The organism is Bacillota bacterium, from assembly GCA_018333655.1.
GTDB lineage: Bacteria > Bacillota > UBA994 > UBA994 > UBA994 > BS524.
Genome location: JAGXTJ010000003.1, coordinates 22,556 through 40,147, shown reverse-complemented (window position 1 = coordinate 40,147; position 17,592 = coordinate 22,556). Strand labels below are relative to the sequence as shown.

Below are 17,592 nucleotides of genomic sequence, written 5' to 3'. Positions count from 1 at the left end.
CGTATTCCTGCCTTAGCGATACCTCACATTTTTTTCACATTTGCCCCATGCTTTTGCTCAATAATCGGGTTACAATTGGCTTAACGCTAGCTTCAGCCCTTGATGCTAGCCAGAGAAGGGAGTGATCGCATGGTTAAGAAAGCACTAGCACTAACCGCTATCTTAATGCTCTTGGCACCACTAGCTGTGGCTGCGGGCCCAGGCGGGGTAAAGATGCCACCGGGGATGCAAAGACGAAACGCGGTAGCGCCGCCTAATGTCGTGCGGGCAGAGCGTGTACTCAAGCAAGCTGACACAAAATTTGCCGAGCTGACCGCCCTAGCCCAGAACGACCCCGCCGCTTTAAAAGAAAAGTTGCTCGCTCGCCACGACGCACTCGTCAAGCAAGCTGAGGAGCTACTAGCCAACCAGGCCAGCCTGCCAGCAAAAATTGCCACCGATTTGGCGGCTGCACAGGCACGGGCCTTAGCCCTCGCCACTGAACGCGCTAAAGAGGCCAAGAACCCAGAGCTGGCCGAAAAAAGACTAGCACAGCTCAAAGAGCGCCAAGAAAGAACTGCTAGTCACATAGCCAAACACGCGGAGCAAATTGCCGCGCGCCAAGTTGCCCATGCAACGCAGGTACTCGCTAATGCCGCCGCCATCCGCGAGCGCATCGAAAAGGGCGAAGGGCTCGCCGTAATCGAGGAGCTACGCGAAAAAAGGCAGGAGCAACGCGCGCTGCGCAAAGAGAGAAAGTGGAGCAAAGTGACCCCTGGCCAGTAAACTCTGCCTAGACAAAAAGCTACCCGCAAGTGTGCGAGTAGCTTTTTGTTGTCAAGAAAGATTAAACCAGGCCAAGCTTAAGGCGCAGCTTAACGAGCATATCGGCCGTCATGGAGGCGAGGTCAAATTTGGGGTTCCAGCCCCATTCGGCACGCGCCACACTGTCATCTAGCGAGTTTGGCCATGAATTAGCGATGCCTTGTCGGACGGGATCCACATTGTAGCTTAGGGTGAATTCCGGAATATGCTTTTTGATTTCTGCCGCCAATTGCTCGGGGTCAAAGCTCATGGCTGTTACGTTAAAGGCATTGCGATGCTTAAGCTTCTTAGGGTCGGCCTCCATAAGCTGTATGATGGCCTCGATGGCATCTGGCATGTACATCATGTCCATGTACGTTCCCTTGTCGATGTACGAGGTGTAGCACTTGTGCTTGAGGGCCTCGTAATAAATATGTACAGCGTAATCGGTTGTGCCGCCACCAGGCAGGGCTTCGTACGAGATAAGGCCAGGGAAACGCACGCCGCGCGTGTCTACGCCATACTTAAGGTGGTAGTAATCACAGAGCAGCTCCCCCGCTACTTTGGTGACGCCATACATGGTCGTGGGACGCTGAATGGTGTTTTGGGGAGTGTGGTCGGGCGGGGTAGTAGGCCCAAAAGCGGCGATAGAGCTAGGTGTAAAGAGCCCGCAACCTGTTTCGCGCGCTACCTCTAGTACATTAAAGAGGCCCCCCATGTTGACCTCCCAGGCGAGGTGGGGCTTCTTTTCGCCCACAGCGGAGAGTAAGGCAGCGAGATGAACAATTTCGTTGATTTGATGCTTCTTTACGGCATCGGCAATCTGCTGGGGCTTGACTACATCCACAACCTCATACAGTCCACCCTTTAGCGCACCCTCGGGGACTTCTGGCAGAATGTCGCTGGCCACCACATTGTTTTCGCCATAGCGCCCGCGCATCACCGCCACCAGTTCGGTACCGATTTGGCCTAGCGCACCCGTGATTAAGATCTTTTTCACCATAAAACCTCCCTTTACTGTTGCCTGTCGCCCGTGAACACGTCTTAGCAGAACCTCTTTCGTAGTCTATTTTACCGCCTGCGGGCCTTAATTACTACTACCGCAAGGGCAGAAAAGCATGCTATGATACTTTTTTCACTTTAGGCCTAGCGACAACGCCTAGAATCACGACTACGCCCTTGGCCTGGCCTAGACTTTTTCGCTTACAGGCGACAAAATTTCGTCACTAGAAGGAAAACCACTAAGAAATGCGAATACTTATAGGGATGGTGGGTGCCCCTGCAGGGCCCACGTTAAGGAGGATGAACATGAAAAAGAGACTTAGCCGCTTGGAAGTGCCAGCAGAGCAAACTTGGGATCTTAGGGATATCTTCCCCTCTGCTGCGGAATGGGACGCCGAACTTGCCGCGATTACCGCCGATATACCGAGTGTAACCAAGTACAAGGGCACACTTGGTCGCGACCCCTTAACCCTCTTTGCCTGCCTAGAAGCCGCCGAAACCCTGCAAAAGCGCCTTATCCGCGTTACCGCTTATGCCTCTCTCTTACTATCTGGCGACGGTACCGACTCTGCTAACCAGACGATGATGGGGAGAGCTTCGGCGCTTGGCTCCGAAGTATTCGCCGCCATCTCCTTTATTCGCTCCGAGGCGCTCTCTCTGCCCGCCGGCACACTAGAACGTTACTTAGGCGAGGAACCTAAGCTTAAAGAGTTTGCCCGCACTTTGCAGCGCATGCTCGATGAAAAACCCCATATGCTACACCCCGATACGGAGGTAGCCTTAGCCTCGCTAGGCGAAGTTTTAGGCGCGCCGTACCTCACTTATACCCGCTCTAAGGCCGCGGACATGGCCTTTGACCCCATCACAGATAAAGACGGCCAGAGTCACCCCATGTCGTTCGCTCTTTATGAAGAGGCCTACGAAAAGTCCCCCGACCATGTACTACGCCGGAACGCCTTCGCATCTTTTACCAAGGGGCTTAAGGCCTACCAAAACACCTACGGCGCTACCTGGGGCACCGAAGTTAAGAAGCACGTCGTTCTGGCACGCCTCAGGGGCTACAAGTCCGCCACCCACATGCTGCTGCACGGCCAAGAGGTGGACTTACCTGCCTACAATACCCTGCACGACGTCATATTGTCCGAGATTGCGCCCCATATGCGCCGTTACGCCAAGCTGCGCAAAGAGGTACTTGGCCTAGATAAACTTCTCTACTGCGACATCGAGGCTCCCCTCGACCCCGATTTCAACCCCCCCACTACTTACGCTGACGCCTCGGATGTTATTCTCAAGGCGCTGGCTGTGCTTGGCCCAGAATACTCCACGATAATGGAGGACGCGCTAAAGAACAGGTGGATTGACCTCGCCGAAAACATCGGCAAGTCGACCGGCGCCTTCTGCTATGGCGTGCCAGATGCCCATCCCTACATTCTCGTCACTTGGGCCGACAGCATGCGCAATGCCCTAGTACTAGCGCACGAGCTTGGTCATGCCGGGCATGGCGTACTTTCTATGCGCTACCAGCGTTTGTCTAATGTGCGTGGCTCGATGTTCTTTACCGAGGCGCCGTCCATTATTAATGAGCTCCTAGTCGGCAACTACATCGGCAGCGAGACTACAGACCCCCGCATGCGCCGCTGGCTCAACATGGGCTTCCTCTTGACTTACTACCACAACTTCGTGCGCCACCTCATCGAAGGCGAGCTGCAACGCCGTATCTTTGCCTTGGCCGAAAAGGGCCAGCCTGTCACAGCGACGCTCTTAAGCCGTGTGCAAGGTGAAATTCTGGAGGAGTTCTGGGGCGGCGAAGTTGAGATTGACGACGGTGCGCGCCTAACTTGGATGCGGCAGCCGCATTTCTACATGGGCCTCTATCCCTACAGCTACTCTGCCGGTCTTACCATCGGCACCGCGGTCGCCAAAGACATTGCCGACCAGGGGCAGCCGGTAATCGACAAATGGCTAGAGGTGCTTAAAGCCGGCAGCACCAAGCCGCCGCTCGAGCTGGCCAAGATGGCTGGCGTAGATATGACTGAACCTCAGGCTATTAAAAAGGCGGTCGACTACGTGGGCTACCTCGTGGACGAAGTGGTCAAGAGTTTTTAACTTAGCGCAATAAGAGAGCAATAAAAAGTACTCGGTTACCCCTATGGACGGGGCGCCGAGTACTTTTTTTGCTAAAATGCTGGCCGCAAGCTAGCCTCTACTTAGTGTTGCTGATCAAGGCGATAAACTTTAGGTCTACCTCGCCTTCGTTCTTGACGCCGTGAAATTCGCCGTCCGGACAAAGGGCCATGTCGCCGGGGTAGAGTGTTACCTCCTGGCCGTTATCATTGTAGGTAGCGACACCCTCTAAAATATAGTAGGACTCTTGCTCCCCGATATGGCTGTGGTCGCCGACCGAACAGCCCGGCGGCACAACCAGTAGGCCGTAGAGGCGGCCTAGACCGTTAAATTCCGCCTCGTCATAGAAGTGCTTCATTTCTATTCGGCCTACACCCCCCCTGAGGTTGTGGGCCTCTTTAACGGCAATAGCATCGCTCTTCTTTATCATTTTCTTACCGCCTTTCTTAAAAAGTCTTAGAGAATATTTCGACGTTTCTCCGCCACCTCCTGCAGGCGGCAAGACAAACCACCTGCAGGAGGGCAAGATATTGTTATTCGATAAAAATATCTTGCCTATCGATAATAATCGTGCTATACTTCCCTCAAAGTAAGGGCCGCAGGCCTGATGGGAGGACCCCAATGTGGAATGACCACAAGTCCATCATTCTTAGTAAGCTTTGTGTCCTATTTTTTGCCTTTGGGCTCTTAGGTGTAGTAGCTTTCGCCCCAGCCTTAGTGAGGTGGCTGCTAAGTTACTCGCGCGCCTACTTACGGGGGCTTGAGCTGCATTTTTTGGTCACCATCTACGGCGGTAGCCTGCCAGCGGCTATTCTACTATATAATTTGTACCGCCTGCTAGAGCGCATCGCGCAGGCCGAGGTCTTTATCCCCGAGAATGCTCTGCGTCTCCGCACCCTGTCATGGTGCGCGGCCGTGGGCGCTGGTATTGCTTTGGCCGCCTCGCTCTACTACTTCCCCTGGCTTATGTTCGCCATACCGGCTGCCTTTATGAGCCTGATACTGCGCGTCATACAGAATGTATTTAGCGAAGCCGTGTCCCTCAAGCAAGAAGTCGACTACACAGTGTAAGGAGGCAGCGGCCATGCCCATTGTGGTTAATTTAGATGTGATGATGGCCAAGCGCAAAGTTTCATCGGGCGAGCTGGCCGAAAAAATAGGCATAAGCCAGGCCAACCTGTCGATCTTAAAGACGGGCAAGGCCAAGGCGGTCAGGTTCTCTACCCTTGAGGCCATCTGCCAGGCCCTAGACTGTCAGCCCGGCGATATCTTAGAGTTTTTGACAGAGGGAAGCGAAAGGAGAGACTAAATTGACTGAGCAAGTGCTACCAACTCGCGACGAAGTTGTTCTGCCAAAGCCTGTACCGCCACGCCATCCCTTTACCCCCACCAGTGAGGATGGGCTGCTCGCTGTTTTCGTTTTCGCGCTCGGATTTCTCTTCTGGCACTGGGTCTTTTTCACTTGGCAGGGCCTGCAAGTAACGCTCTTCACCGCTCTCTTCGGCACGCTTTCCGTCTTGTATTTTAAGAGCAAGGGTATCCCTATGTCGCGCGAGAGCTATTTTTGGCTCGCCATGCTGCAACTTACAGGGCTGAGCTTCGCCCTGTGGAGGAACGAGGGCTTAGCGGGGTGGCGCGCTTTATTTCTCTTCTGCTTTGCTGTCTACTGGGTTCTGGCAACCACCAAGATGACCCTGCTCGGGAAGACCAGTGACTGGCTGCCGCTCGATTTCCTTAATGGCTTGCTGGGTGTAGCACTTCGCCACTTCGGCAGTCATTACAAGAGTCTCTTCGCTTTACGCCAGAACAAAATCCTTTTTATGGCAAAAGCATGGCCTATTCTGCTCGGGGCAGTGCTCAGCATCATGCTTCTGAGCTTAGTTCTGCCCCTGCTACTAACAGCTGACAGTGGCGATTTTACTATCCTCGTTGGCGACTTTGCCGCCGCCTGGCGGAATCTGATGTGGCAGAATGAAGAGCTTACCATAAAGCTCATCCTGACGATTCCTACCGCTTCTTACCTCTTCGGGTTAATTGCCGGCTCCGTTCACGAGGCTAAGGGCCAGGGCAATCGATTAAGCGCGGCCAAAAGCTCGCTCGCCACACTGCGCATTCTGCCACTACCTACTGTTCTCACCGTAATGGGCATGCTAACCACGGTCTACCTGGTGTTTATCGCTGGCCAATTGAGTTACTTCTTCTCGTCCTTTGTCGGCGAGCTACCAAGCCACTACCTCACCTATGCCGATTTTGCCAGACGCGGGTTCTTTGAGCTTTGTGCCATTGCCGTGATCAATCTAGCCGTTCTTACTATAGGCAATTTAAGCAGCCGAACCCTACGTAGTCGCAGTTTCGCCCTGCGTCTGCTAAACATCCTACTCGCCGTGCTGACGCTGCTACTTATAGCGACAGCCTTTAGCAAGATGATGCTCTATGTCGACGCCTTTGGCCTTACCATGTGGCGGCTGCTGCCGCTCATATTTATGCTCCTCTTGTCAGTCATCTGCTGCGCCATCATTGCTCTGCAAAAATGGCAGTTCTCTATTATGCGTTTAACGGCCATTGTCGGCGCACTAGCCTTCTCACTGCTCACCCTAGTCAACCTTGACGGATACGTAGCTAATTACAATGCCCAACGCTACCTCGAGGGCACCTTGAGCAGTTTTGATATCGTCACCGTACTAAGAGCCGGCCCGGCCGGAGTAGAGGCCGCGCTCCTCGTCTATAGCGAGACCGCAGAGAAGGACTTGCGGCACAATCTAGCCGCCTACCTCAACCAAGCCCACAGGAACGCCTTATCTACCTCCGGCAGGGCCTTCGACACGCTCGAAAACGCCGCCCTGCGGCGCATACTAGCGCAAGGCGGGTGGGACAAAACGATCGAGTGGGGCATAGGCAGCGATAAGCCTCTTGCCCCCCGCACAAGGGAAGACTAGCGGCTAAGCCACCTCCACATTTCGCTGGGGGTGGCGTTTTTTCCGTACATGAGCATGCCCGCGCGAAAAATCCTACCGGCAAGCTTGACGACTAAGACTAGCGTCAGAAGCAAGAATACTGATGGCAGGAGAATATCAAGCCAGGTCATGGTCGTCGAGAGCCCCAGCCGGAGCAACATTACCCCCGCGGCTGTCAACGGAAAGTAGCTGCCGAAGGTAGCCACGATGCCATTCGGGTTAACTATAACGGGCTGAACAAAGAGTAATGGCAGGATGGGTATCATCATAATGGTGCTTTGAAAATTCGTCGTGGTAGCGAGGTCATCGATGGTCGAGCCGATGGCTACCAAGATGGAGGCATAAAGAAAGTAGCCCGCGATAGCAAAGAAGAGAGATAGAGCTAGCTCAGGCCTCCACAGGTAAGTGAAAACAGGAATGTTTAATCGGTACTGAGCCACCACCGCGCCAAAGACCAACCACGAGAGTATCTGTAGCAAGCCAAGCACCGAGTAACCCAAGAGCTTGCCTTGCATCAGGCTTTCGGCGCTGACCGAAGAAAGAATCACCTCGGCCATGCGGTCTTTCTTCTCGGCCATGGCACTCTGCAAAATCATCATGCCCGTAATGTAGACACCAAAGAGAATGATGGCGCTAAAAACGGCGGGCACAACCCGCGCCATGCTATCGCCCGCCTGGGTAAGGGAGGCGCTGTCAATGCTAAATGGCGTCAGAGCCGAAATGATGGCCTCGTTAGGCAAACCTTCACGCTGCAAGGCTAGTTGGCGTAGCAGGCTCTCTAGTAGCGCGTTCAAAGCGGTGAGGGTAGGCAGGCCGTCTCCCCCAAGCATTATGGTCGCCCGCCGCTCTGCTAGCACTTTTTCATCTAGTACGAGGTAGGCGCTGCCGGGCTTACCGCTAATTTGGTCCTGCAAAGCGGCTAAGTCGCCGGTGTGACGCTCTAGCACAATATTGAGCGCTGGGGCGTGGGCAGCTAGCGCTTCGTAAATACCAAGCTCGTCTACTATGTAGAGATGCAAGCCCCTGTCTTCCTCGACTCGCGCCATAAGGGCGGGCAAAGCGCTAAACACCCCCATGATGATGGGAGCGAGTAAGATTGAGATGAGAAAGGACTTGTTCTTAAGCATTTTACTAATTTCCCAAGCTGCTACTTTCAGACTATCCTTCATGCGGAACACCCCCTTGGGCCACACTGACAAAGATATCGTGCAGCGAAATACGGTCTACAGAGAGCTCCTTGATGTCGACCCCCTGCGGCAGCGAATGCAAGAACTGCTGTACCTCGACACTTTTGGCGAGAAAAATCGTGGTGCGCATTTTGTCCCTGGTCACCTGCTTGATTCCCGGCAGACGCTCAAAGGCCACGCCCTCGTTATCGCCATAGATGGTGCACTTGTGGTCGGCATACTGTTCTTTGATTTGATCGATGGGCCCGTAGAGCACCTGTCGCCCCTTGTTCATGAGAAAGATTCTGTCGCATAGTTCTTCTAGCACATTCATTTGATGCCCCGACAAGAGGAGCGCCGTACCCTGTGACGACAGCTCGCGCAATTCTTGCTTGACGATGTTTTGACTAACCGGGTCAAGACCCGAAAAAGGCTCGTCAAGGATAAGCAGCTTCGGCTCATGCAGAATAGAGGCAATGAACTGCACCTTCTGCGCCATGCCCTTAGATAGCTCCTCGATCTTGGCCTTCTCTCTACCCTCTAGCCCAAACTTCGCTAGGTAGGTCATGGCCCTTAACCGTGCCTTAGACAGTGAGTACCCACGAAGATTCGCCAGGTACAAGAGTAGATCGAGCACCCGCACGTCTTTATACAGGCCCCTCTCCTCCGGCAGGTAGCCGATAGCAGAGCGGGCAACATGCCTGTCGCTGCCAAAGCTAAAAATTATGCGCCCACTGTCGGGGTACATAATGCCGAGGATGCAGCGTATAGTCGTAGTCTTGCCAGCACCGTTTGGCCCTAGCAGCCCAAATATTTCTCCCGCCTTGACAGCAAATGATACGTCGCTTACAACTTGTGTCCCGCCAAAAGTCTTGTTAATGTTTTGTAGCTGGAGTGCCGTACTCATAGAATTACCCCCTCATGGCCACTTAATTTTACATGCTAGGTAACTATACGCAAAATAGACGCGCTAAGTTTCGCTCCAGCTCGCCCAACTAGAGAATAACCTCACGCGCACTTACCTATCTGAAGGAAGAAGCAAGCGGCAAAAGAGAAGAGAGAAGTATCGTTTATTAACCACAGAGTACACAGAGTATGAAAGAGAGGAACAAGGAGTTTAGATGCGTAGTCGTGGTCGTTCCATCTTCCTCTCTTTTCCACGCCTCTGTGTACTCTGTGGTTGAAATCGTGCCTCTGCGGCACCGGGGGCGGCATACTGTACCATCGGTCCCTTCATGGCTATATGCTGCCCTCTCCCATGCTGCTAAATTGGGAGAGGTTTTTCTTACTCCCTTGTCGCTTGGTTACAAGATCTTCTCCGCAACCTCACGCCTTGTAAAGCTCAAGCTGGTATTCCTGTGATAGAAAGCTTGTGGTGATTAGCCTGGCACCATGCCAACCAGCCGGCACCGTTTCCAAGGCCGACGTAGATGACCATGTTGATGGTGTCTTTCGTCTCAAATAGTCCCGTACATCTTTCCATTAGCGGTGGAAGAATGTCCAGAAGGTTCCCATTAGCTTGCCTCATTTTATCCCTGTCTTCGCAGAGCCTGGGCAAAACATACGCGACAAACATCTCTCTCCACTGTTCCCCCTGGTTCTCACAGCATTTCCTCTGGAGCTCTGGGTAGTGAGCCGCATATCGCTCCCAAGCAGCTAAAGCATTAGTGGCAGTCCCATCGCAACATTGCAGGAGAAAGGACTCTGCAGCATTCAAGGTTTCGTGCACCATGGATTCTCTGCGCCTGCCTCGCAGCTACTAATAAGCAAATTTGCCATTATTTATGGTAAGGTTCTCCGTAACGGGGTAACCGGCGAGTTTCTATAGCTCTTTGAGCTGCGGCTTGGGTGTCAGCAACTCCTTTTCCGCCACAGCCCAATACCAGGTCAACGTCAACATCGAAGTAGTCGTGTCTATCTCTCACAAGCTCACCGCCTCGCTGAGAACACGGTCGCGGATACGTCTCTTTAATCCCTTCTCAGTGGTGATGTCCACGTGTTTCCCGAACAGAAGGTTCAAATCCATGAGCATGCCGCCCAAGTCAAATAGGCTTCTACCGGGGGCCAGGTCCACAAGAAAATCTATGTCACTTTCCTCATCATCTTCTCCACGTGCCACAGACCCGATGATACGAACCTTCGTGGCCCCGTAGCGCCTGGCAATAGTGAGTACTTCCTCACGCTGCTCCTGTATTCTTTCTAACGTGCTCAAGATTCCCACCCCCTTAGCAGACAAATCAGCCTCTTTATCCCAATTGTACGCATGGACACGGAAAAAGGTAACAGCAAGCGGCGCCAACCCCTTTGTCGCTTGGTTATAAATCCTTCTCCGCAACCTCACGCCTTGTAAAGCTCAAGCTGGTATTCCTGTGATAGAAAGCCTGAGCTTCCTCGTTAGCGGCTGTAAATAAATAGTAGCGCTTAACCCCTGAGTCCCTAAAAAACTGCTCCGCAGCTAGAAGCAGCCTTGAGGCAATTCCTTGGCACCTATCAGGCTTGAGCACATAAATCCAATCAATGTATCCAGTGGCTACTCCATCCATGGTGCTTCTAAGTATCGCTACGTCACATCTTCCGACCACACGATAACCGTCGGACGCTATGAGGATCGCATTATCACGTGAACCATTAAGCTGCAACGACTCCAGGAATTGCGCGTAGCGTTTCTCCTCAAACTCTGCGACCAGAACACCCGGCTCCGTAAGTCTGGCCTGAAGTTCAAAGTCACAGAGGGCAGAGATGTCAGCTTCGCCTGCTCTGCTAATTATCACGTTAGTATCTTTTCCCACACCAAATCCCCCTTTCCAAAGCTCGTCTCTGAAAAAGCAACCAAGTCACATTCTCTAGTTTCCGTAGAAAGGCGCACGCTTCCTCTTTTAGATACCAGTCATAAGTTCTATGGTCAGGGAGCAGCCCCCTTAGTAACCAAGTAAACTCAGTATTTCTACTGAGCTCAGCCTCAAGCTGCCTATAAGAGCGAATCCCTTGTAGGTAACAGTTACAGGTACAGTTTAAGCAAGTCATTAGCCGAATAGGAAGGACGACCCATTAAAGACGGTACCGCGCCAATGAAGCCTAGCTTAACTAGGTATAGAATGTCCACAAATGTATTCGCACCTGGTTATCCTGACTTAATCGAATCTTCTAGAGAGGGTACTAGATATAGCAATGGCGGTCTAAACCCACTAAGTTGCTCATGGTCAATACCGCTTCTTTCCGTACTAACGCTACTATATACCGTTTGTAAAAAAATGTCAACTACTTCAACACAGTCTGCCATCCTCTCTTGTCGCATAGGACGAAAATCTCAGCAGGTACTGCCCAAACGTTCATCTAGAAACCCCTTAATGGTAATCCAAAACGGAGATGGTTCCTTAGGAAACCACCGACCATATCTATTAGGTAGTTGTTTTGATCGAACCAATACACAGGCCTTCCTTGCTCTGCTAACAGCGACAAAGCAGAGCCGGCGAGCTTCTTCAATTTGTCTGACAGTGGTGTCATAGTAGCTGGGAAAGCTATCTTTTTCCATGCCAAGCATGATTACACAATCAAACTCTAGGCCTTTTGCGCTGTGCCTCGTGGACAAGACTACCTGATTATCAGGGACACCGAGACGAGCCATAAAGTCGATTGTTAAAGTCGGCTCCGTTTCCCTTGAGACCTGAACCAGCTTCTTAAAATTCTCGATTTCATCTGGAAACCGGTCTGACCCGGAGAACAACGCACAGATATCCAATTCTGTAAAAATGAAGCGAAGCCATTCATAGAGATTATCTTTATGAATGCGGCTGGCAGTCAATACGCGAATTAGGTTTCTCTTGATGCCCAGATACTCATTCTCATCGATTGCGTTGTCCCTCTTGAGCGACAGGAAGCCCTTCCAGGCAGAGCATATCTCATCAAACGACCCAGTGCTCTTGTCTTGGAGCCAGCAGACGCAGTTTTGAAGCCAGAGAATTGGATCGGTGTTCCTGAAGCTCTGCCGGGCAATATAGGCAGGAATGCCTTTTGCTGTGCATTCGGCATACAGCTCTTTGACCTGATTGTTGTTGCCCATCAAGACAGCAATCTCATGGAAGGGGATGCCTTCTCCATGGAATCTTCTGATCAACTTCACAGCGGCAGAATACTGTTCTTCCATTCCATAAGCACATTCGCAGAACTCGATCGATGCTTGGTAATTGCGCAGCTGCCCTGAAGCTATATATCCTCTTTTACATTCTAGCACATGCTCGGATGCGTCAACGATGACCTGAGAACTGCGATAGTTGTTTCTCAAACGGATACATTGGACGTCGGTCCTTCGGCTTAACTCGGTCAGATAATCTGGAGCTGCGCCTTGGAAATCGTAAATGGACTGGTCGGCATCTCCTACGGCGAATACCTTGATGTTTGCCAGATTGAGCAGAGCAAGGACGATTTCATGCAGTGGCCTCCCCAAATCCTGATACTCGTCAATGACCACCCAAGGAAACTTTGCTTCGAGAGCCTTTCGTACATATGGCTCATTCTGAATAAGCTCCACGGAGAATTTTATCATGCTGATGAAGTCAATATAGCCGCGCTCTACCAGTAAATCTTCAAAAGAAATGGCCGCCTTGAGCGCAACTTCGTAACTTTCAAGAGCGACACGGCTGATACCGCGTATGTTTCGTGTGCGTTCCTTGTCGACATCGATCATCCGTGGCTGCCCGTCATATCCTTGTGAATCGAAAAGCTTTTCTTTTTGCGACTCCGATATGATCCGTATGGGTTGGGGGATTCTATATTTGGGGTATAAGTGAGCGAATGGGGTTATAACTTCCGCAAGGCAAAAGCTGTGGACGGTGCCGAGGAACACATTTTCACGCTTGGTTAGCCCGAGTTTTGCAAACCGATTCTTGAACTCGCGGGCGGCTTCTGTGCTGTAAGTCAAGCAAGCCAACCCTCTTGGGGGACAAATGGCTTCGTTTAAGAGACGCATAACTTTGAGCGTCAAAACGGTTGTTTTTCCACTTCCTGGTCCTGCCACGACAACCGCATTGCCATATGCGTCATATGCCGCAAGTTGCTCTGGGTCATTGCGGATTTCTTGAAGTTTCCTCTGAAAGTACTTTGTCAATTGCCTAACCCCTAACCTTTTGCACAATCCTATTTATCGCGTTTGATATGTAACCAGGAATCATTGTTGGGGTGACCTTTTCAGCAAGCCGCTGTGCGAACCGCCCTTTCCCAATGCCGCTGTGCGAGGATTCAATTTGGCGTAGGCACTTGTAGTAATCGCCGGATGTCAGGTTGGCTGAAAAGTTCCGTCTCTGCTGGTCACCACCGCTTGTCAATTGGTCGAAAACAGAATAGATAACTGCTTTGTCGGTTGCACTGGCGGCCCTGAATATCTCCACCTCGAAGGTATATTCCCCAATGAACACATCCAGTCCCGCAAAGGCTTCGCGCTGCTGGTCAAAATCAAGTTCTTCGAATGCCTCGCCGTATAGCAATTTGATGGTGTCCCCATAAATGCGCGAGGCGCGGTCGAGCCCGTCATAACCATTGGCGTTGTCATCATCAGAAGCTAGATCTCCGAAGTGCTTTTTACCGTCGACATCATGGTAATAGTCGCCATCTGTGATAACGACATATGGAATCCCGAGTACATCAGCAAAACGACAGTACGGTTTGAAGTTCGTTGAGTTGATATCGCAAATAACTAACCCAAGCCGATCCAGTTCGAATCCCAAGCATTCTGAAAAACTCGTCACTAAGTACTCCTCGGCAATTCCCTCGACAAATATGATACCTTTCGCTGTGTAAAGCTCTCCGCGCTTGACATCAATGTATCTCGCTAAATCCGCGTATTCTTCGCTGGGAAGCTGGAGCCCTGCTGTGGTATTAACGCATGTTCCGTCTGGCTTAGCAATCAGGTGAACGAGCGATGTTATTGGCGCAACCGAAGATATGTGCGTAGAATGGGTTGTTATTATGACCGACGTGTTGGTCTTGTTCATCACATGCTTATATAGCAGCCTTTGGTATATCGGATGCAAATGGGCTTCCGGCTCTTCAACTGCTAGAATCGTTGAGCCGTGAGCACTCGGAATTGTTTGAGACAGAAACGAATAAAGACCGTCACGCATGGCTGTATCTTTGAGCGCGGCGAGGTTGAGAGCATACCCATCCACCGTTTCGAGCTTGTTGTAACAACGTTGAATTAGGTTGTGTTTATCCTTCTCTACTAACTCGGCGTAGAGATCGCTGGGTAAATAGGTCTTAATTGTGTCGTCCTCAATCAAGAGAAGGATTAGGGCAATGTAGAGGATGTTATTCACGCCAAGACTTGTGTTCCCGGCTTCACGGTTGTTGATCAATGGGCGCAATGTATAGAGGAGCCTAGTCGCGTCAATGTTCATGGTTTTCAAAGAAACGCCAAACTCGTCAGCGCTGAATGATACCATCGCGTTCATCAGGGTACGGATGCGCTGTTCCAGATCACCAACTTGACCAATCTGAAGGGTATCCGCACCTTTCTCTTCGAGTGCTTTTGATATCTCGGCAAGTACATCCTTGCTGACAGTGTATTTCTGCCTGATGATCTGCGTCAGTGGCGATGTTCTGGAGTTACGCATTTCCAACTCAACGTCCCGGATAGCCTTTATCACGCGGATGTTCAGGATTTTCCGGTCTTCGTAGGTAAATGCTCTCGTTTCATCGTCGCCCTTGAAAATCGCATAGCTATAGTCCGGCTTATCCCCGTGTTTTTTGAAGAATTTATATGTGAGCTTTAGCGTTTCCTTGCCGTCGAGCATCACCGTCGCGTCAGTCAATTGAGCAAGCACATTCTGGTTATCTGCGTAATTTGCGAAGTAGACCTCAATCAGGATTTGCTCGCCGGTACCCATTGGGTCTGGCAAGCATTCCCAAAAGTCAGACTCCTCAAGCATTCGATCCTTTTCCGAAAGCGTCGGGTCAAGGATGAGCTGCAATGCATAAAGTAGGTTGCTCTTCCCTACAGCGTTTTCTCCGATGAGCACCTGCTTTTCACTAAGCCGGAAATCCACGGCATGAAAGTTCCTGAAATTTTCGATATGCACACGACAGATGTAGGGTTGTGTTTTCATTCGATTATCCTTTCTATTGCTGTAAAATCTCCTTCGAACACCGTCGGGAACAGGAAAGTAGGCTCTGCGCCCGTTCGCGTAGGTCACTTATGTCCAAAATATCCCATGTATGTGTGAACTACTTGACGCTTGCGTCGTAACGCTTTGGGCCCGTGTAATCATCCTTGGTCGCAAAGGTCGTTACGAAGCAATAAAACATCTCTGCCAATGTTTTTCGGCCTTATGCTTTCAAGCACTTTCTTTTCCACTTCCGGTGTCCAGTAGATTTTCAGCTTACCTCTAGTCCGGGTAATTGCCGTGCAGAAATTATTGTGTGTTATCAGTTCGTCAACCTCATCGGTGGTGACGATTTTGACCGAATCGTACTCTAAACCCTGAGATTTATGGATAGAGACTGCATAAGCGACCTGGAACGGAGCAACATCATCTTTCGAGGAACGACCTCTTGGATTATCCTCGTCAGCGCTCTTGCTTTTAGTTACAGAGTACCCACTTGGCGCATTGGGCAGCAATTGAAAGCCCTGCCCAAAGGCGTCCGTCCCCATTAGTATCCTATCCAGCTCTATGTCAAACTGTATTCGCTCCGTTACCAAGCCCCTATCAAATATCGCTATGCCCCAATTCTCCCCTTCATGTTGTTGTAGATTATGGGGAAAAAACGGTCTGAGTCATTAAACAGGATCGGGTCATTGACTTTATACTGCTGAATGCCCCAAGTTACAGCAAGTCGCGGATTACTCTCCTGCAGAAAACGGCTTATATTGTTTATTCCATACAGCCCGTCATAATTGAGACAGAGTATAATTTCGTCATTCTTAGTGGCGGTAAGAATAGAATTATCTAGATTTGTCGTATAGCCTTGGCGCGTTAACGATTCAAGCACGGCGTTTGGTTCCTTGCCGTCCACTCCGCGAACCCTCTGCCACAGTTTTGGCAAGCCCTTGTCGCGACTACGCCATGGCGTCGTCAATTCACAGACCGAAGCATCAGGGACAAATCTTCTCGCGATATCAAACCAGTTTCCGAACTCAATGGAATCAATCTGGTACGTATCTCTAACCAGCACCAATAGCTTATGTCCTACTGTATCCATGGAAAAGCACGGGCTTTCAAGAATTGCCCTCATATTGCTGTTGCTAACTGTACTGCACTCATCAACCACCAAGATTTCGCAATCCTGACCTACCCCGCCTGTTTTAAGGAACTTTGTGATTGTTGAAAACTTGCACTCCGATGCTTTTACGCGCCGTTTTAGGTTATCTACAGCGGGATTGGTGTGCGCCAAGAACAGCTTTTTCTTCTTGTGGAGAACATACCGATCAGGCTACGCCTCTGGGCGACACTGGGAAAGAGTCTTTGGTAGGAGATTCTAGGTCTTACACGTAAGTATTCTTACGAAACTGCATATTACTGATCCGCATAACCCTTCGACAAATAACTGGTAACTCCTTCTTTATGGAGGCACCTGTGACGCCCCAAGGGCTTGCATACACGGTCAGAAGCCCTAGTGATAGCAGAAGATATGAGGCAAGGCTCAGGGGATTGAGCCCCACCACTGCTTATACTGAGAGTGATATTGCCTCAAAACTAAGCAAGATGAATGCCTTTAGATTCACACCCTCAGACATCCACTCCTAAATGTACCGTGCGCCTTCTCGTCCACACGTACACTTCACACGAATCACTCTGTTTTCCTTCTGTTCAGTTGCCAAAGGTTGACAGCTAGTGTCAACCAGCAACGCACCTGCCCACTCTCACTTATTCCGTCGTCGCCACGGCGACGAGACGACCACTTTCACAGTTTCCATGCAAAAAGGCTCTTGAGGTACTTCCTCAAGAGCCTATGGCTTCTACATAAATGGCGGAGAGAGAGGGATTCGAACCCTCGTCAAGGGTTAACCTGACACGAGTTCCAATCGTGCTAGGGTACCTCTTAGCGGTGTGGGGCAGGACTACAGAGAGCCAATAACAAGGAAACTCTCCATTATTTGTGATACGGTTCATTCCGCATAATCTTAAAGGCGCGGTAGATTTGCTCTAGCAGGATAATGCGGGCGAGTTGATGGGGCAGGGTGAGGGGGCCGAAAGAGAGTTTGTCTGTGCAGGCTCTTTTTGCGGCGTCAGACAGGCCATGTGACCCGCCGATAATGAAGCACACCTGTCCTTGACCACTGTCTCGCAGGCGGCCTAGGTAGGATGCGAACTGCAATGAAGATTGGGGAGTGGCCTCGATAGCTAAGGCTATGGGCACACTCCCCTTTGGTATGGACTTAATTATGGCCGCTCCTTCTCTGTCAAGGGCTTGTTCTAGGTTAGCGATCGATGCGCTCGGCGTAGTCTTATATTCTGGAATCTCAATTATCTTTACCTCTGCATAGGGGGCGAGCCGCATCATGTACTCCTCTGCCGCCCGGCGAAAATACTCTTCTTTGAGGGAGCCGACAGCGAGCAGGGTGATCTTCATGC

General features: G+C 51.0%; 15 protein-coding genes and 1 pseudogene. 5 read left to right on the top strand and 11 right to left on the bottom strand.

The window, feature by feature from the left end; translation table 11 throughout:
- Positions 1 to 129: 129 nt before the first annotated feature.
- Entirely contained in the window at positions 130 to 765 is a 636-nt protein-coding gene (locus KGZ92_00620) for a hypothetical protein (GenBank protein MBS3887788.1), read from the top strand.
- A gap of 61 nt (positions 766 to 826) precedes the next feature.
- Here KGZ92_00620 and KGZ92_00615 read toward each other — a convergent pair whose 3' ends face one another.
- Complete coding sequence (locus KGZ92_00615; GenBank protein MBS3887787.1) at positions 827 to 1,786, bottom strand: L-threonine 3-dehydrogenase; 960 nt, start codon at positions 1,784 to 1,786, stop codon at positions 827 to 829.
- Between the two features lie 305 nt (positions 1,787 to 2,091).
- Between KGZ92_00615 and pepF the strand changes: the two genes are divergently transcribed.
- A complete protein-coding gene (pepF, locus tag KGZ92_00610) occupies positions 2,092 to 3,891 on the top strand; it encodes an oligoendopeptidase F (protein ID MBS3887786.1) in 1,800 nt (599 codons plus the stop codon).
- A 97-nt stretch (positions 3,892 to 3,988) separates the two neighbouring features.
- Here the strand turns inward: pepF and KGZ92_00605 are convergent, their stop codons facing one another.
- Positions 3,989 to 4,339 (bottom strand): cupin domain-containing protein, encoded by a 351-nt coding sequence (locus tag KGZ92_00605; GenBank protein MBS3887785.1) that lies wholly within the window; start codon positions 4,337 to 4,339, stop codon positions 3,989 to 3,991.
- Positions 4,340 to 4,530: 191 nt separating this feature from the next.
- Here KGZ92_00605 and KGZ92_00600 point away from each other — a divergent pair, with 191 nt between their 5' ends.
- The 3 genes from KGZ92_00600 to KGZ92_00590 are packed head-to-tail and all read left to right on the top strand — an operon-like array spanning position 4,531 to position 6,845.
- Positions 4,531 to 4,980: a DUF2975 domain-containing protein gene (locus KGZ92_00600; protein ID MBS3887784.1), complete on the top strand. Its 450-nt coding sequence runs from the start codon at positions 4,531 to 4,533 to the stop codon at positions 4,978 to 4,980.
- Between the two features lie 13 nt (positions 4,981 to 4,993).
- Positions 4,994 to 5,218: a helix-turn-helix transcriptional regulator gene (locus KGZ92_00595; protein MBS3887783.1), complete on the top strand. Its 225-nt coding sequence runs from the start codon at positions 4,994 to 4,996 to the stop codon at positions 5,216 to 5,218.
- Between the two features lies 1 nt (position 5,219).
- Positions 5,220 to 6,845, top strand: a complete 1,626-nt coding sequence (locus tag KGZ92_00590) for a DUF4173 domain-containing protein (GenBank protein MBS3887782.1) — start codon at positions 5,220 to 5,222, stop codon at positions 6,843 to 6,845.
- On the opposite strand, the gene KGZ92_00585 is transcribed toward KGZ92_00590, so the two are convergent.
- The 9 genes and pseudogenes from KGZ92_00585 to rlmH form a co-directional block, all read right to left on the bottom strand.
- On the bottom strand, positions 6,842 to 8,032 hold the full coding sequence (locus tag KGZ92_00585; protein ID MBS3887781.1) for an ABC transporter permease: 1,191 nt from the start codon (positions 8,030 to 8,032) through the stop codon (positions 6,842 to 6,844). The genes KGZ92_00590 and KGZ92_00585 overlap by 4 nt on opposite strands.
- Positions 8,022 to 8,936: an ATP-binding cassette domain-containing protein gene (locus KGZ92_00580; protein ID MBS3887780.1), complete on the bottom strand. Its 915-nt coding sequence runs from the start codon at positions 8,934 to 8,936 to the stop codon at positions 8,022 to 8,024. Before KGZ92_00580 ends, KGZ92_00585 begins: the two co-directional genes overlap by 11 nt.
- A 1,014-nt stretch (positions 8,937 to 9,950) precedes the next feature.
- Positions 9,951 to 10,241 (bottom strand): nucleotidyltransferase family protein, encoded by a 291-nt coding sequence (locus KGZ92_00575; protein ID MBS3887779.1) that lies wholly within the window; start codon positions 10,239 to 10,241, stop codon positions 9,951 to 9,953.
- Between the two features lie 103 nt (positions 10,242 to 10,344).
- Entirely contained in the window at positions 10,345 to 10,818 is a 474-nt protein-coding gene (locus KGZ92_00570) for a GNAT family N-acetyltransferase (protein ID MBS3887778.1), read from the bottom strand.
- Entirely contained in the window at positions 10,802 to 11,053 is a 252-nt protein-coding gene (locus KGZ92_00565; GenBank protein ID MBS3887777.1) for a transposase, read from the bottom strand. The genes KGZ92_00570 and KGZ92_00565 overlap by 17 nt, the downstream gene beginning before the upstream one ends.
- Before the next feature lie 283 nt (positions 11,054 to 11,336).
- Positions 11,337 to 13,133 carry an ATP-dependent helicase gene (locus tag KGZ92_00560; protein MBS3887776.1) on the bottom strand — a complete coding sequence of 599 codons (1,797 nt, stop codon included), beginning with the start codon at positions 13,131 to 13,133 and terminating at the stop codon, positions 11,337 to 11,339.
- 4 nt (positions 13,134 to 13,137) lie between these two features.
- Positions 13,138 to 15,126, bottom strand: coding sequence for an AAA family ATPase (locus KGZ92_00555; GenBank protein ID MBS3887775.1), 1,989 nt, complete (start codon positions 15,124 to 15,126; stop codon positions 13,138 to 13,140).
- A 158-nt stretch (positions 15,127 to 15,284) separates the two neighbouring features.
- Positions 15,285 to 16,411, bottom strand: a pseudogene (locus KGZ92_00550) (AAA family ATPase).
- Between the two features lie 699 nt (positions 16,412 to 17,110).
- Complete coding sequence (gene rlmH, locus KGZ92_00545) at positions 17,111 to 17,590, bottom strand: 23S rRNA (pseudouridine(1915)-N(3))-methyltransferase RlmH (protein MBS3887774.1); 480 nt, start codon at positions 17,588 to 17,590, stop codon at positions 17,111 to 17,113.
- Positions 17,591 to 17,592 lie beyond the last annotated feature (2 nt).

Bases quoted from the DNA above. Each gene is read 5' to 3' on its own strand.
- KGZ92_00605 (MBS3887785.1), bottom strand. From the start codon at position 4,339: ATGATAAAGAAGAGCGATGCTATTGCCGTTAAAGAGGCCCACAACCTC.
- KGZ92_00585 (MBS3887781.1), bottom strand. From the start codon at position 8,032: ATGAAGGATAGTCTGAAAGTAGCAGCTTGGGAAATTAGTAAAATGCTT.
- KGZ92_00600 (MBS3887784.1), top strand. From the start codon at position 4,531: ATGTGGAATGACCACAAGTCCATCATTCTTAGTAAGCTTTGTGTCCTA.
- KGZ92_00580 (MBS3887780.1), bottom strand. From the start codon at position 8,936: ATGAGTACGGCACTCCAGCTACAAAACATTAACAAGACTTTTGGCGGG.
- KGZ92_00595 (MBS3887783.1), top strand. From the start codon at position 4,994: ATGCCCATTGTGGTTAATTTAGATGTGATGATGGCCAAGCGCAAAGTT.
- KGZ92_00615 (MBS3887787.1), bottom strand. From the start codon at position 1,786: ATGGTGAAAAAGATCTTAATCACGGGTGCGCTAGGCCAAATCGGTACC.
- KGZ92_00555 (MBS3887775.1), bottom strand. From the start codon at position 15,126: ATGAAAACACAACCCTACATCTGTCGTGTGCATATCGAAAATTTCAGG.
- KGZ92_00565 (MBS3887777.1), bottom strand. From the start codon at position 11,053: ATGACTTGCTTAAACTGTACCTGTAACTGTTACCTACAAGGGATTCGC.
- pepF (MBS3887786.1), top strand. From the start codon at position 2,092: ATGAAAAAGAGACTTAGCCGCTTGGAAGTGCCAGCAGAGCAAACTTGG.
- KGZ92_00620 (MBS3887788.1), top strand. From the start codon at position 130: ATGGTTAAGAAAGCACTAGCACTAACCGCTATCTTAATGCTCTTGGCA.
- rlmH (MBS3887774.1), bottom strand. From the start codon at position 17,590: ATGAAGATCACCCTGCTCGCTGTCGGCTCCCTCAAAGAAGAGTATTTT.